Annotated in this window: 14 protein-coding genes and 1 tRNA gene; 8 read left to right on the top strand and 7 right to left on the bottom strand. The window is 50.6% G+C overall.

Annotation, left to right across the window (positions count from 1 at the left end; all coding sequences use genetic code 11):
- The first annotated feature begins 22 nt into the window (after window positions 1-22).
- Together KP626_RS05580 and KP626_RS05575 are read left to right on the top strand one after the other, a co-directional pair.
- Window positions 23-841 carry a M55 family metallopeptidase gene (locus KP626_RS05580; protein WP_395975609.1) on the top strand — a complete coding sequence of 273 codons (819 nt, stop codon included), beginning with the start codon at window positions 23-25 and terminating at the stop codon, window positions 839-841.
- The gene (locus KP626_RS05575; protein WP_395975607.1) at window positions 838-1986 is read left to right on the top strand and encodes a glycosyltransferase; all 1149 of its coding nucleotides are present in this window, start codon (window positions 838-840) and stop codon (window positions 1984-1986) included. The genes KP626_RS05580 and KP626_RS05575 overlap by 4 nt, the downstream gene beginning before the upstream one ends.
- A 28-nt stretch (window positions 1987-2014) precedes the next feature.
- Here KP626_RS05575 and KP626_RS05570 read toward each other — a convergent pair whose 3' ends face one another.
- Both KP626_RS05570 and KP626_RS05565 read right to left on the bottom strand, forming a co-directional pair.
- Window positions 2015-2506, bottom strand: a complete 492-nt coding sequence (locus KP626_RS05570; protein ID WP_395975605.1) for a MarR family winged helix-turn-helix transcriptional regulator — start codon at window positions 2504-2506, stop codon at window positions 2015-2017.
- Window positions 2507-2628: 122 nt separating this feature from the next.
- Complete coding sequence (locus KP626_RS05565; RefSeq protein ID WP_395975603.1) at window positions 2629-3102, bottom strand: QueT transporter family protein; 474 nt, start codon at window positions 3100-3102, stop codon at window positions 2629-2631.
- 172 nt (window positions 3103-3274) lie between these two features.
- On the opposite strand from KP626_RS05565, the gene KP626_RS05560 reads away from it, so the two are divergent.
- Window positions 3275-3350 (top strand) — tRNA-Ala (locus tag KP626_RS05560).
- A gap of 190 nt (window positions 3351-3540) precedes the next feature.
- Here KP626_RS05560 and KP626_RS05555 read toward each other — a convergent pair.
- Genes KP626_RS05555 through KP626_RS05545 form a run of 3 tightly spaced genes read right to left on the bottom strand, consistent with a single transcriptional unit; the run spans window position 3541 to window position 6909 of the window.
- Window positions 3541-3768, bottom strand: a complete 228-nt coding sequence (locus KP626_RS05555) for a helix-turn-helix domain-containing protein (protein ID WP_395975601.1) — start codon at window positions 3766-3768, stop codon at window positions 3541-3543.
- Entirely contained in the window at window positions 3765-5513 is a 1749-nt protein-coding gene (locus KP626_RS05550; RefSeq protein ID WP_395975599.1) for a LuxR C-terminal-related transcriptional regulator, read from the bottom strand. The genes KP626_RS05555 and KP626_RS05550 overlap by 4 nt, the downstream gene beginning before the upstream one ends.
- A 22-nt stretch (window positions 5514-5535) precedes the next feature.
- Window positions 5536-6909 carry an extracellular solute-binding protein gene (locus tag KP626_RS05545; protein ID WP_395975597.1) on the bottom strand — a complete coding sequence of 458 codons (1374 nt, stop codon included), beginning with the start codon at window positions 6907-6909 and terminating at the stop codon, window positions 5536-5538.
- Window positions 6910-7211: 302 nt separating this feature from the next.
- Here KP626_RS05545 and KP626_RS05540 point away from each other — a divergent pair, with 302 nt between their 5' ends.
- From KP626_RS05540 to KP626_RS05525, 4 genes are all read left to right on the top strand, one after another.
- A complete protein-coding gene (locus KP626_RS05540) occupies window positions 7212-7691 on the top strand; it encodes a hypothetical protein (RefSeq protein WP_395975595.1) in 480 nt (159 codons plus the stop codon).
- A 17-nt stretch (window positions 7692-7708) separates the two neighbouring features.
- Window positions 7709-8185, top strand: a complete 477-nt coding sequence (locus tag KP626_RS05535; protein WP_395975593.1) for a hypothetical protein — start codon at window positions 7709-7711, stop codon at window positions 8183-8185.
- Window positions 8186-8237: 52 nt separating this feature from the next.
- Complete coding sequence (locus KP626_RS05530) at window positions 8238-10187, top strand: SpaA isopeptide-forming pilin-related protein (protein WP_395975591.1); 1950 nt, start codon at window positions 8238-8240, stop codon at window positions 10185-10187.
- A gap of 121 nt (window positions 10188-10308) precedes the next feature.
- On the top strand, window positions 10309-10683 hold the full coding sequence (locus KP626_RS05525; RefSeq protein ID WP_395975589.1) for a hypothetical protein: 375 nt from the start codon (window positions 10309-10311) through the stop codon (window positions 10681-10683).
- A gap of 149 nt (window positions 10684-10832) precedes the next feature.
- On the opposite strand, the gene KP626_RS05520 is transcribed toward KP626_RS05525, so the two are convergent.
- Entirely contained in the window at window positions 10833-11555 is a 723-nt protein-coding gene (locus KP626_RS05520) for an MBL fold metallo-hydrolase (RefSeq protein WP_395975587.1), read from the bottom strand.
- A gap of 27 nt (window positions 11556-11582) precedes the next feature.
- Window positions 11583-12572, bottom strand: a complete 990-nt coding sequence (locus tag KP626_RS05515; RefSeq protein ID WP_395975585.1) for an alpha/beta hydrolase — start codon at window positions 12570-12572, stop codon at window positions 11583-11585.
- Between the two features lie 122 nt (window positions 12573-12694).
- On the opposite strand from KP626_RS05515, the gene KP626_RS05510 reads away from it, so the two are divergent.
- Window positions 12695-14191 carry an alpha/beta hydrolase domain-containing protein gene (locus tag KP626_RS05510; protein ID WP_395975583.1) on the top strand — a complete coding sequence of 499 codons (1497 nt, stop codon included), beginning with the start codon at window positions 12695-12697 and terminating at the stop codon, window positions 14189-14191.
- Window position 14192: the final 1 nt, after the last annotated feature.

Raw genomic sequence — 14192 nt, 5'->3', positions numbered from 1 at the left:
ACACAAAAGAGGAGGGACGCACATGCGGATCTACATATCCCTGGATGCGGAAGGGGCTACGGGGCTCTGCGATTTCAGTGAGGTGGAGCCCCAAAGCCCTCTTTATCATAGGGGCGTAACGGCCATGGAACGGGACCTTCGCGCGGTGTTGGAAGGCGCCCGGGAAGGGGGGGCCACGGAGTTTTATGTCTGCGACGCCCATGAGATGGGCCGGAACCTATCCCTGGATCACCTGGGGGAGGATGTGATCGTCGTCCGGGGAACGGGACATGCCCTCTCCATGATGGCGGGGGTGGATCGGGCGGAGTTCGATGGAGCCTTTTTCGTTGCATACCACGGGAAAAACGGCAGCCAGGGCGTGATGGCCCATACCTACTATCCCGGGGTAGTGGAGCGGGTTCTGGTAGCGGGCCATGAGGTGGGGGAGCTGGGCATGAACATCCCGGTTGCCTGGGCCTTTGGCATTCCTGCGCTTTTGGCTACGGGCGACGACGTACTGCTGGAGGAAGCCCGAAAGGTGGCTCCCCGGATTGAGCGCTGCCTGGTTAAGGAGGCGCTTGGGCCGGGATGCGCGCTTTGCTACGATGGCCAGCGGACGGCCCATGATTTGCGCGTCAGCGCCAAGCGCGCGGTGTTAAATTTGCGGAGCGCGCGTGACCCCATCGCCGTGGCCGGGGATTTGGAGGTCGTATTCCATACCCCGCGGCAGGCCCAGGCGGCGGCCGCCTATGGGGAGCTGCAGGAGGGAAACCGGGTATCCTTCCAAGGGGACGATTATCTGGCCGCCTTTAAAAAGGCTGTCCGGGCCATGGGCGCGGCTGCGGAGGTGGAGATAGGGTGAAGGTATTGGTGCTTTCGGTAACGGCTGGCCAGGGCCACAACTCCTGCGGAAAGGCAGTGGTGGACGCCTGTACCCGGAAGGGATTGGACAGCGTTATGGTGGACACGCTGCTGTTGTCCAGCAAGCTGGTGGCCAACTCCCTGGATAAAATCTATATCACCATGACCCGCCATACCCCCGGCCTCTTGAAAAAGATGGACGACGACATGCTGAGCGAAAAGCGGATTCATTCCCGGCAGGGAACCACCAAGCTCATTGGCGCCTGGTTCTACAAGGAGATTGAGAACTGCATTGCGGAGTACCAGCCCGACGCGGTGGTCTGTACCCATGTGTTTAGCGGGGTGATTCTGACCCGGATCCGCCGGCAGAAGGGGTTGGAGATTCCGCTCATTGGCATCAACACGGATTTTGCCATGGCGCCTCTGTGGGACGAGACCGATCTGGACCTCTATGTTCTGGCGGCGGAGGGCATGCGCAACTCGGTGATTAAGCGGGGCATTCCACAGGAGAAGCTCTTTTGCCGGGGTATCCCGGTACACCATCGCTTTGCCTCTACTGTGGAAAAGGGGGAGGCCCGGCGGCAGCTGGGCATTTTGGACAAGCCCACGGTATTGATCATGTCGGGCAGCATGGGATTCGGTAAGCTGCCTCAGGTGGTGGAATCCCTGGACCGGCTGCCGATGGATCTTCAGATGCTGGTGGTTTGCGGCCGGAACGAAAAGATGTATCAGCGGCTCAACGCCCTTCGCACCCAGAAGGATGTGCGGGTATACGGCTTTGTGGACAACGTGGAGGTGATGATGGACGCTTCCGATGTTTTGCTGACCAAGCCCGGAGGGCTGACCACGTCGGAATGCCTGGCCAAGGGGATTCCTCTGGTTATTTTGGATCCCATCCCGGGGCTGGAGGAGCGAAACAGCCTCTTTTTGGTGGCCCAGGGAGCGGCTATCCTGGCAACGGACCAGTACCCCCCCGACGACGCGGTTTTGAACCTGCTATCGGACCCCCAGCGGCTGCAGCAGATTTTAGCCATGCAGAAGAAGATTGGGAATGCCCATTCCGCGGATGATCTCTGCGATGAGATCATCCGGATGGTGGAGGAACGAGGGGTCCGTTCCGGTGAGGGCACATTGCCGAAGGAATAAAAAAGAGCCCTTCCGGGCTCTTTTTTTATTATTCGCTTTTTTGCAGTTCTGCCACGGCTTCGGCTGGAGGCGTCTCCAGCCACCGGTCAAAGAGGCTCGTTAGGGATAAAACCACGTCGTTCAGGCGGGCCAGGTCCTCCGTTTCGAAGGCGCCCAGCTTGCTTTTAAAAAAGGCGATGTTCTCCTGTTGGACCATGCGCTGAACCTGACGGCCCTCTTCGGTGAGGTCGATGAGAATCACGCGCCGGTCCTTTTCATACCGCCGCCGGCAGAGGTAGCCTTTCTCGATGAGGTCGGCCACCAAAGGCGTGGTATTGGCCTTTGCTATGGAGACGATGGAGGACAGCTTTCCCATGGACATGGGTCCTTCATTGTGGATGATGTTGATGATCAGGATTTGGATGCCGCGCAGATTTAACTGGGGTTTCTTTCCATACGTATCCTTAAAGATGGCCTTAGCTTTGGGCAGCATCACCAATACATTTTTTGCGATTCCTTCGATGAGCAGACCTTTCTCCATGGGTGATCCCTCTTCCGTATGTTCCTATTGGTTATAATAACATAAAAGTTCAGGGGAGAGAAGGAAAAACCCGCTAAAAAGCGGGTTTTTCCTAAAATTGGTTGTATCGGCGCCGATGGAATCTACTGCTGGTCCTGGTACAGGCGGGGCAGGACAGAGCTTAGCAGCAATCCGATGGCGTATACGGCAATGCCTTCTCCTACCGCCACATAGAGGAGATTGGCCACATAGGGAAGCCCGGCGGCTACCTGGAGCACCACCGGTACCAAAAAGGCGTTGCTGATTACGGGGCAGGCAAAGGCAACCATCTTGTTTTTGCGCAGGGCATAGACCCCAATGGCTCCCACGAAGGTAGCCAGGGTGCCTAGAAGAATATCCAAAAAGCCGTAAGGACTGAAGAACAGGTTGGCCAATAGGCACCCCGCCGACATCCCCCAGATCCCGCAGGGGGTGAAGAGGCAGAAGGCGTAAAGGGCCTCGGAGATGCGAACCTGCACTCCGGAAAAGGAGATGGGCGCAAAAGCCCAAGTTAAGAGAAAGTAGAGGGCCGCAATGATTGCGCTTTGAACGATGGTATGAATCTGATCCCGACTCATAATTGGTCACCTCGAGCTGACGGCCGCGCCGCTGGTTTGTTTCTATGATACCACAAATTATGGAATCGAAACCGGATATTTTTCTCTGGATCTTGATTGAAAAATAATTTTTTCGGTTTGATATGGCCGATTGAAAAGAAAAGGGATATCTGTTATAATAGCACTCGTCCCTGGGGCATTGGCTCAGTTGGTAGAGCGCTGCGTTCGCAATGCAGAGATCAGGGGTTCGAATCCCCTATGCTCCACCAGAGTCCACCGTAATTCTGTTAAGATCACGGTGGGCTTTTTATTTTTAGGGGCTGCAAATCTGTATTCTGCAGTTGCGCTATCGGATTGGATCAGAAGAGTTTTTGCTGTTGAACGAGACAGCGTCCGCTTGCCTGTAATGCTTACACTTATTTTGTACAGTACAAAGAATTACCCAGTAAAAAGTTCTTTTTACGATTCTTCCTTTCCATTTAGAATCCAATTGGCGTTGTAACCAAACTCGAGTGCAATAAGTTTGGCTAGTATTGGGGATATAGTCTTGTTTTTATTGGTATTCGCTCTACTTTTGCCGGTTAGGATATAGAGATAATTTTTCGTAATACCAACTCGGTGCGCAAATTCTGTTTTGCTAATATGCTGTTCTTCAATGATTTGATTTAGTCTGCCGGCCAAAGTCATTTTTTAAATCCTCCTTCGCCTTCCTGTTTCATCAATGCGGCGTACAGTAGCATCTGTTTTAAAGAATTCACTCCCAGCTTGGAGTAAATATTCCGATTATGATAGCGAAGTGTACTCTCCTTGATGCCCACGATGTTCATAATTTCCTTTACATTCTTTCCTGATAAATAATGATCAAAAATAACCCGTTCCGTAGGAGTAAGCATTTGAACGCCGATCAGAAATTCCTGGTAGTCATCGGGATCGATTTCATATTTTTTGGAATGCGCTAGCCGCGCAATTTTTTGTTGAGCGGCCATATAGTTGTTTTGAGCTTGTTCATACTCTATCTGTGCTTTGGCTGCTTCTCGCTGCGCATTTTCCAATGCTCGAAGTGTTTGTTCGTGTTCCGTATGCGCTTTAGCGGACTCACTTTGCGCGGTCTCCAGCGCAGTTTTTGTCTGTTCATATTCCCGATCTTTTTCAGCAAGAAAACCAAATAGATCATCAATTTCGTAATAGGACTCTGCGGAGTCCTCATCCCAAGTATTATTTCGAATGGCATCTAGTTTTTTGAGAATGGGCTTAACAAACCTTCGGGATAGATATAGGGAAAATAGCACCATCAGCAATAAAAATACAAGAGCGCAAAAAATCCATATCATGCGCTCGTGATTTACGACAGAAGCAAACGCTTCCGCTGAAATCAGCGTAACAGCGGCAAGCGTGTTGCCGTCTGTGGATTTGACATTGATCTCCTGATGTAAGCCGAGATAGATTTTATCGTTGCTTAGATAGGTGTTATAGTAGTCTCCCTTTTTGCAGTACAATGAAGAAATTTCATCGATATGCATACCTTGTCTACTGCCAATTAAGCCGTCCTTGAGGGACAATACATCTCCGTCTATTGGAGCTAAAACCGTAACCATATTGCCAAATTCGCTGCTGGCGGATGGATAAGCTAAGCGAAAATACAGCTGACTGATTTCTAACCCGCAGATACCGTAGATTTCCCCGTTTTCGTTTAGAATGGGGACGGACAGCAGCATTAGGTTTTCCCATGTTCCCGGTAATAGCATTCGCTTTGACCAGAGGCAGTTGTCTGCAAGACGCCCGGAGCTTGTTTTCACAAGTGTTTCATAGGCTGGAATTTTGGAAATATCAAACTCTAGATTCCAGCGGTTATGCAATTCTAAGGGAATATCCCTGGCGACATCTGGGATGCCCCGATAAAATGTTACGTCCTGCTGTATGGAATTTGTGGCGCTTAAATTTACATACCGTAGGTAAAGCCCGGAACGCGAAGTTGCGGCTACGGGCGCGGAGGTATTGGTTGTAGCATTTAAAATGATGTAGGCACCATTGCAGCCACTGGATTTTAAAGTGGTGTTTAGCGTTGGGTAAAGCAGCTTTTGAGTCTTAAGAAGTTCCTCGGGATTGTCATTTAATGTGGATACTGGGCTCCTATCCAGCGCGTCAGAGATGATGGAACAAGCGCTTTTTGACAGCGCGATGCTTTGCGCCTCAAGGGAATCCAAATGATTGGTAACTGCAGAATAGGCCGCATCTTGACGAACCTTTAATATTTGTCCCAGCTTCTCTTCTGAGTTAGAAAACACACCGGCAATACTCATGATCAATAACGATGCGCTGAAGATTACCAAAACCATAGAGCAATAGTATAGAAGCAGCCGATGCTGCATTTTTTTGCTCTGGTGTTTTGAAGTAGCAGCCAGTCGCTTTAAATCCCTGAGTTTTAGGATCATCTCATTTCCTCCCCGCTTTGCCTTATTGGAAGAAGGAGCAGAAATCCCTTAACGCCTTTTCTGAAAACGCAGTCATGGTTTCGGGATTTGCACCCTGCTCGATGTATTCCTTTCTAGCATCCAGTAAACATAGGCGGATATTTTGTTCAAATATTGTTTCGAGGGAAAGGTAGGTGTCCAGCAAAGGAGCATTGTAGAAGGTATAGTCCTCATATGTTTTCAAAAAGGCCTTGTATAAGGAAATATATTTGGGATCATGTAAACCTTCGATCGCACCCGGAAGATATTTCTCGAAAGCTTCCTTTGTAACCGGCATATAGCCTACCTGTGTAACGAATTGGGTATTGCGCTCCGGTTCTGTCAGCCACTTTAAAAAGGTAATTGCAGCCTGTTCACGTTCTTTGGTGGATTTAACCAGACAAATGCCAGCACCTCGTTGCATAACGAGGCGATTGCCTTCCGCAAATACTGGGCAGGGCAGACTAATGATTTCCACCTCTTCGGAGGTGTTATCTGGGTATGTGACAACGTCGGAATAATAAAGAATGCTGGCCGAGGATGCGACGGATGCCACCGCGTCTCCAGTGCGGAGCGGCTCGGTTGCGTATCCGCTTTGAAGCCATAGGCCGCCGCTTAGCGCTGCCTTGGCATAGGGCTCCCATATCTTATCAAATGCTGGCGAAAAAGAGACGGTATCGCCCTCAAAAAAGTCATATCCCAGGGACTCTGCGCCTACCTGAAAGTAATTAAAATGATAATCATGTACAAAAAAGTGCTTGGGGTCATTGGCTACTTCAGGAGTCTTTGCATCAGACCATATGGCATATTCGCAGGCCATTTGATACAGCCCCTCCCAGGTGGAGAGGTCTTCAAGTTTTGCTCCTGTTTCCGCTGCGAAGCGATCAAATATCGTTTTATTTACATAAAGGATTTCTGTGGATTTTGCAAGGGGTAGGATTAACTGTCGATCATGAATTTTGCCTTCCTTTAAAAACTGCGGAATAAATGCCGCTAGCTCCTCTTCTGAGAAGTAATCCTGAAAATCCACCAATACCGAATCATCAGGCATGGAAAGCACGGTTTTAGGATAGGAGACGAATAGATCCGGCAGGGTGGCTGCGCCGGGATCACCGCTGGCCGAAGCAATCACATCCTTGTGGATATTGTTGGTGTTGGAGACCATGGTTACCTCTACTTGAATCCCCTGATCTTTTCCCACCGTTTGGTTGAACTCATCGATGACATCGTTTAGAGGAGAGTCTACTTGACCTCCGTATACGTGCCAGATGGACAGTGTAATGAGGTTATCACGATTCTGAGTCTGATTTCTGCTGCATCCAACAAAGCTGAAAAGCAGAAGCGCAATGACTGCAAAAAGTGAAAGTGCTTTTTTCACAGATACATTCCTCCTCAATGTATATATCTTTGACGATTTCCCATCAAATTTCCCGTCAATTTATTGCACTAATTTCTAAAATAACGGATTGAAAGATCTACAATCCCCTCAATTTGGGAATTCTGACGGGGACAAAACAGGAGAGGGTCTATAAAATTAACCTTGCAGTTCAGGGAAACAAGGGGAAATATATTTGTTTTTTTAAAGCATCTTAGTATATCTTGATTTATTGATTTAATCAATAATAAAAACCTCAAAGAATCATCGTATAGAAGGTTTTGCGTAAAGGGAGGAATGGAAGGATGATTGAGGACGTTAAAAGATGTGTGGACGCTCGGATTGGTTTTCTCGATGAATACTTCACAGTTCCTGCAAACATACAGGAGGAAGTTGAAAGCGTTATCAAAAGAATCACGACGTTGGGAGAAGAATCTGCCAACGCGACGGAATTTGAGGAAAAGTTCGCCTCAACGGGGCTTTCTGATGAATTCATGTCAATTACAACCAAATGTACTCAAAAACCAAGGGGAATGACGGCAGAGGAGAAGCAACGGTCTGCAGAGATTATGTCCGGGATGAAAAATGAGTTTGCAAAACATGCTCTGGAGAGTGCGTTGGACTCGGCACGGATAGATATGGAGAGTGAGTTGATTGCGAACCGGCGTAAGCAGATGATAGAAGCGGGGGTTATGGACGACTATACGAGAACAAGGAATGCAATAGAGGATGCTGGTATTGTGGGAAGATTTCTTGGCGGAATGTTCAAGAAGAATAAAAAGTAATTTGGAGGAGACAAAAAATGAGAAAAAGGGTAACGGTTGTTTTTTTGGCGATGTGTTTAGGGGCTTTGTCGGTTCTTGTAGGGTGTGGTTCCAAGAGTATTGAAACAAAGGATTATTCTTTAGGTACCTTTACCGTAAAGGTCCCCATAGAGTTCACAGTTAATGAGGCGAAGGATAATCTGGTGGTTACGGACGCCAATCAAAGCTTCTCGATGGATATCAGCATTTATGATATGGAGATCTTGGGAACGACTTTCGAGGATAATCAGGCCTTCTGCAAAGATTTCTATCAAGATACCTATAAAGAACTCAGCATTGCTGGAATGGATGGCTACATGTATAACGCAGGAATGGGGATCCTTGTTTATACGAAAATCGACGATCAAAATTATTTGTGCATTCATTTCGTATCTGAGGGAAATGCCGATGCTGCTCTAGATAAAAAATTCAATGATCATAAGATTCAAACCATTATTGAAGGAATATCGAAATAAGCTCCATATCCCAGTTATCTTGAATGGCAAAGAGACAAAAGGAGTTTAGAGAATGAAAGGTGGATTTTCCAGCAGGAGTTCTACGAAGAAAACGAAGAACTTGCTAAGCGTATTTCTGTGTAGCGTTATGCTGTTGTTGGTGCTGCTGCCCAACGCAGCGCTAGCAGCACCGATCAGCTATGATCTATGGGTAAACGGGGAACAGTTTACAAGCGAAAACCTTACCATCTCCTGCGGAGAGGGAGTGGCAACCTATGATCCAGGGACAAATAGCTTGACATTGACCAATGCGACCATTTTGGCGCCTCATCCATCTGGCTATGGAATCCGAAATGAGATGAGCTCTAAATTGGTGATCAATCTAGCGGGAAGCAATAAAATCACGATTACCGATGACGGCGGGATTCTATCGGCAGGAGCGGTGGAGTTCAAAGGCAGTGGAAACCTTGAAATAGCTGTAGGCGGCGAAACCTATGATGGCATTTCCGCTGTAGGGGATCTGACAATTCAAGATACGGCTGTTACCATTAACGCCGCCAGGGGTATCGGACTTTCCAGTGATGGAACTGTCTTAATCAGCGGTGCTGTCGTTCGTTCCAAAGGTCTGTACGCCGGTATAGATGCGGCGGCGCTTACAATAAAAAATCATAGCACAGTTAATCTGTCCGCAACAGAAGATAATTGTAATGCCGCTTTTATTGATGAAAATGGAACCAGCGGAAGCATTTGTATTAGCGACTCTTACGTTGAGGCCATCAGCTTTTATCCTGCCCTCTTTGCCAGAGGCGAAATGATCATCGACGGTGGTACAGTCATAGGCACGTCTACAGCGGATGCCGCAATTTGGAGTGCTGGAGACTTAACGGTTAAGGGGAATGCCGTGCTGTCTTTAAAGAGCCCCTATCCTGCGGGTTGTTCCGGTGATTTTTGGGTTGAAGTGGTGGATATTACAAGCGCAACTGATACCGCCGCATTTCAGCCAACTCCTGTTATCCAAAACGGTTTAATTGTATCGGCTTCAGGTGGTGATACGGCCCAAGATGCTATCGCTTTGAATTGGAATGAGGTCGATCTTGCTGACTATGCCTATGTACATTTGAAAACAATGGTACCTGCAACCATTCTTGTCAATAAAGTGGATGGATACAACCAACCGCTTGAGGGAGCAACTTTCACTCTGAGCGCGCGCTCCACAACAACCGATGCCGGTGATGGCATGGAGGTAAAGTATACAGCGGTTTCCGATGAAAACGGTGTGGCGACTCTATCCAACGTAACAGATGGATTTTATACACTAATGGAGAGCAATGCCCCATACGGCTATGCAAAGTCAGATCAAAGATACAGTTTGTACGTTCAAAATGGAGAGGTAACTCTTTATACAGAGCAAATGCCGAACGGAATTCCATATGCTCCATTGACATTTGTAAATGAACTGGAGGCCTTTGGCGAAGATGCCGAAGTTATTCTAGAAATTCCTTTCACAAAAATAGTAGAGCAGACTGGCAAGAAAGTCCCTGGCCAGCAGACATTTGAATTTGAGGTGTATGGTTTTGGAGTTTCGGGGGCTGAGGACAAGGTCAAACTGACTGCAAATACCATTGAAACCAACGGCAAAGGCAACTTTGAAGGAACTTTGGAGCTGACGCTCAAAGAATCGGATCTGTACGAGCATGGCCTTTTGAGCGAGGGATTCTTTGTTCGAGAGAAAAACGACTCTGCTGATGGGTGGACTTATTCCGATCAAGTTTGGTATGCAATGCCAAATGACAATATGGGCACTTGGATGTTTTTCAATGTAGTGGATGGTGAACCGCAGTATGAGGAGGAGCCCCAGGAAACGATGAGCTTTACCAATAGCTACAATTCCAATGCTTCCAGCATTCCAAACACTGGTGATAGTGCAAACACGGAGATTTGGCGAACGCTGCTGTTTGCATCCAGCTTGGGGATATTCGTATTCCTGATGGTATCTGCCTATAAGAGAAATCATGCGGAGTAAGGAAAGCTCATAGAAAACAAGCCTGTTAACGATTTATTATATGTTGCAATAGAGAGAAAACCGCACCAGGACTTATTTGACTTTTATAGTCAAATAAATAAAAAAGAGGAGTTTGGAAGGTATGAAAAAGAGAGTCGCAATTGTTCTATCGGTGATAATGCTGGCTATGTCGCTGGCCGCTTGTGGCGGCGGTGGAAGCAGCGCCAGCGTCGCGGGTTCCTACAAGGCAACTCAAATGGAAGCGGATGGAGAAATGATCAACATTGCCGAATATGAAGCTATGCTTGGCATGAAACTGGACTTTTCTCTGGAGCTGAAAGAGGATGGGAAAGCCAGCATGTCCATGATGGGCGAATCAATGGGAGATGGCGAATGGAAACAGGATGGCTCTACTGTGACCCTTACCTTTGAAGGGGAATCCGCACAGGCTGAGTACAAAAACGGGAAGATCACGCTTGAGATGGACGGAGATAAGGTGATCTTTGAGAAGAAATAAAGTTCTTTGTAAATGGAAATAGAATCAGTAAAAAAGAGGCGCTGCGCTCCAAACGGATTGTGGCGCCTCTTTTGATGATAATAAGATCTGGCGAGTTGTTTTGAGTAATATAGAAGAACAATAATCGACTTTTTACAAGGTGAGATTTCTTACGGATTTAGGGATCGGTGGGTGGCGCGGAGGGCCCGAACATAGGCGTTTTTGGGCATCTGCCAAGCGTCACGAAGGCATTGCTGGCCATGGCCGGGGAGGATCATATCCGGCTCTTCCACCGATAGCTGCTGCAGTTCCGTGAGGCATACCTGAGGATCGTATTCGATGTCTCCGTTCCAGCCTACCACAGCATGGGTGTTTTCGGGAGCGATCTGGATGAAGTCCCCGGTAAACATGGCCTGCCGGCCGCCGATGGAGCTAAAGCATACCAGCCCTCCCTTGGAATGACCGTTGGTGATTCGGATATCGAACGTCTGGCCGGCGATGTCATAGATGCCGGTGGCGGCAATGACCCGATCCGCGGTGCAGCGCGTAAAGGACTTCACATGGTAGCTGAAAGAGGTTCGATGGTAGTCGATGAGCCGATCCGAGGCGGTGGCGATGGCGTCCGCTACCGCTTCGGCACAGATGATCTGGGCTCCCTCCCGCTGGAACCGGGCCGCGTTGAAGCAATGGTTGATGTGGGCGTGGCTGAGGATCACATGGGTGACGGGGCCCAATCCCCAATACGCGAGATTTTCCTGGACGATGTCATATTCCCGGTCATCGGTGCCGGTGTCCACCAGGATCACCCCGTGGGGCGCTTGAATGGCGTAGACGTTGTCCTGGGACGAATAGGCGTATCCACAGACGGTATAAAGGTTTTTTGCTAGCTGCATGGCTATTACCTCCAATGAAAAGTGGGTTTATCGGGATGGTTCCCGAAGGGAATTCCAGAAGGCGACGGCGTCCGGGAGCCACCCCTCGGCGTCGGTGCCGGTGCCCAGCCCCAGGCCATGGGGGCCGGTGGGTACCAGGTTTAGACGGTAGGGAATGCCCAATTCCTCCAGCCGGGCTGCCAACTGGCGGGCGTTATCGGGGGAGACCACCGCATCCTCCAGGGTGTGCCAGATATAGGCGGGAGGGAAATCCGGTCCCACATGGAGAAGGGGCGCGTAGTCGGAAAGGGCCTGTTCCACATCGCCGTCCCCCGTCATTTTCCGCGCCCAGTCCCGCCGCTGCTGGGGATCCTCCCCAGGGGAGGGGAACACCACGGCGTAGCAGGCCCCGATCATTTGGGGCTTGGGCAGCCCCGCCGGCCCATATCCCCGATTCTCGGTACCAAAGCCGCACACCAGGTGGCCGCCGGCGGAGAAACCCATCAGGGCGTAGTCCTCTGTGACATGATAAAAATCCCGATGGGCCAGGATGTGCCGAATGGCGGCGGCCAGGTCCTCATCCGCAAGCTTAGCGGCTCCCGGCATTCCCACCCGGTATTTGAGGGAGAACACGTTGATCCCCATCTGGTTCAGGGCCTTGGCCACTGGAAAGCCCTCCACCATGGCCTCCACCACGTCGTAGCCGCCGCCGGGGCACAGGAGCAGGAAGGGCCCGGGGGCTTTGGCGGGGAACCAGAACAGCCCCGTCCCCTCGCGGGTGGGATCGGCCTGGCATTCCTTCTGGGAATAGAAGTGCTGGAGGACGGGGACCCCCTTCTTTTGCAGCTCCACCAGATAGTTGAATCCGTCGGCGATTTCCCCCATATTGAAGGCGTCAAGGATGTGATCCTTGAGCTTGGCCTGGGGGTCGGTTTCCACCAGCCCTTGTTTTCTCTTGGACAAAAAATAGGGGATCAGGTTTGCCATCAAGGGCTCCTGTTTCAGATCAGAAAAGGTCAATTCTTCGGTAAATGCCATGATACGCTCCTCCTATTCCCGATTTGATCCCATGGTTTCTCCTTTCATATTAGAAAAATTAGCTAAAATAATCAATGATATTTACCTAAATTTTATTGATTATTTTAGGGGGGCCGGGTATCATGAAGAAAAGAAACAGGATGCAAACGGCGCGAAAACGCCCAAAGGAGGAGAACGAAACGATGATCAAAACGGTTCAGGAACTGCCCATCACCTCTTCTTCCTATCCCTTTGCCAGCGCGGAAAAGCATGGCGCGCTTACGGAATACGGGTATGTGGAGCGGGAGTATCTCTTCTCCGGCACGGCCAACGTCTACCGGAACGACGGGGCGGGCAACGCCCTAGTGGAATATCCGGACGTGCCCTATACCAACCGCATGGTGGTACGGTGCCCCGCCGATCCCAGGGCCTTTTCCGGCCATGTGGTGGTGGAGATTTTAAACGCTTCGGGCAAGTTTGACATCGAGCGGATGTGGATTCTTTCCCAGCGGTATTTTATGAATCATGGGGCCGCCTATGTGGGGATCACCAGCAAGCCCGATGTGTTCGACGCCCTTGTCCGCTACGATGAGGAGCGGTACGGCGCCATCTCCTGGCCCAATCCCCGTCCCCAGGAGGAGCGGATGCAGCCCACCCCCGGCTTATCCTTCGTAAAGCCGGATCAGGAGACCGGCCTTTTCTGGGATATCCTCACCGATACCGCACGGCTGCTGCGGACAAAGGAGGAGAAGAATCCCCTTGCCGGCTATGGGGTGAAATACCTGACGTTGACCGGGTGGTCCCAGTCCAGCGCCTATCTGGTGCGGTATGTCAACAGCTTCGCGTATCGGGAGGATGTGGCCAAGGACGGCCCCATCTTTGACGGCTATTTTTCCGCTGGCGGGGTATACAGCATGACGGTGCCGGTGAACCAGCAGGAGTACGGCTGGCCCAAGAACAGCGCTGATACCGTAGTGCGCCGGATGGATCAGCCCTATGTCATCGTTCAGACTCAGAGCGAGAACGGCAGCTTTTGCAGCAACCGGGTGCCCCGGTTTGACAGCGACGTGCCCGGCAACCTCTGCCGGCTGTACGAGATCCCCGGCGCCACCCATGACAATCTGCCTGGTCTGGTGGAATATTACAAAAACGACCCGAAGCTCAACGACAGCGGCATTCACCCCTCCTATCATGGGGTGCATGACTATCCCAACGATTTTCCCTATGACTATCCCATGAACGCGGCGTTCCACCAGCTGTTTCGGTGGATCGAGGATGGCGCCGCCCCCATCCACGCCCCCCGGTTGGAGCTGGACGCCAAGGGGGACGCCCTGACCGACGCTTTTGGCAATGCCCGGGGCGGCGTGCGGACCGCCTTTGTGGACGTCCCTACCTGCCGCTATCTTCCCTGGAGCCGGGAGGAGAGGAAGGGAGAGGTGACCGTAAGCCCCATGTTTGGCCATATGGAGCCCTTCTCCTCCGCGCTTTTAACGGAGCTGTACGGCAGTCTTGCCGGTTATGAGGAAAAGGTGCGGGAAGCTACCGAGCGCCATGTGCGCCAGGGCTATGTCCTTCGGGAAGAAGCGGAACGGCTCATTGCCCAGGCGGTTGCGGACGCCGCCCGCCGGGGCCTGCGATAGG

The organism is Christensenella sp. MSJ-20 (assembly GCF_044357945.1).
Taxonomy (GTDB): Bacteria; Bacillota; Clostridia; order Christensenellales; family QAND01; genus QAND01.
Note: the sequence above shows the minus strand (reverse complement) of the source record. Positions and strands in the feature narration are given on the sequence as shown.

Excerpts from the sequence above, each read along its gene's own strand:
- KP626_RS05535 (WP_395975593.1), top strand. The coding sequence starts at position 7,709 with ATGAGAAAAAGGGTAACGGTTGTTTTTTTGGCGATGTGTTTAGGGGCT.
- KP626_RS05525 (WP_395975589.1), top strand. The coding sequence starts at position 10,309 with ATGAAAAAGAGAGTCGCAATTGTTCTATCGGTGATAATGCTGGCTATG.
- KP626_RS05530 (WP_395975591.1), top strand. The coding sequence starts at position 8,238 with ATGAAAGGTGGATTTTCCAGCAGGAGTTCTACGAAGAAAACGAAGAAC.
- KP626_RS05540 (WP_395975595.1), top strand. The coding sequence starts at position 7,212 with ATGATTGAGGACGTTAAAAGATGTGTGGACGCTCGGATTGGTTTTCTC.
- KP626_RS05550 (WP_395975599.1), bottom strand. The coding sequence starts at position 5,513 with ATGATCCTAAAACTCAGGGATTTAAAGCGACTGGCTGCTACTTCAAAA.
- KP626_RS05580 (WP_395975609.1), top strand. The coding sequence starts at position 23 with ATGCGGATCTACATATCCCTGGATGCGGAAGGGGCTACGGGGCTCTGC.
- KP626_RS05570 (WP_395975605.1), bottom strand. The coding sequence starts at position 2,506 with ATGGAGAAAGGTCTGCTCATCGAAGGAATCGCAAAAAATGTATTGGTG.
- KP626_RS05565 (WP_395975603.1), bottom strand. The coding sequence starts at position 3,102 with ATGAGTCGGGATCAGATTCATACCATCGTTCAAAGCGCAATCATTGCG.
- KP626_RS05555 (WP_395975601.1), bottom strand. The coding sequence starts at position 3,768 with ATGACTTTGGCCGGCAGACTAAATCAAATCATTGAAGAACAGCATATT.
- KP626_RS05520 (WP_395975587.1), bottom strand. The coding sequence starts at position 11,555 with ATGCAGCTAGCAAAAAACCTTTATACCGTCTGTGGATACGCCTATTCG.
- KP626_RS05510 (WP_395975583.1), top strand. The coding sequence starts at position 12,695 with ATGAAGAAAAGAAACAGGATGCAAACGGCGCGAAAACGCCCAAAGGAG.
- KP626_RS05515 (WP_395975585.1), bottom strand. The coding sequence starts at position 12,572 with ATGGCATTTACCGAAGAATTGACCTTTTCTGATCTGAAACAGGAGCCC.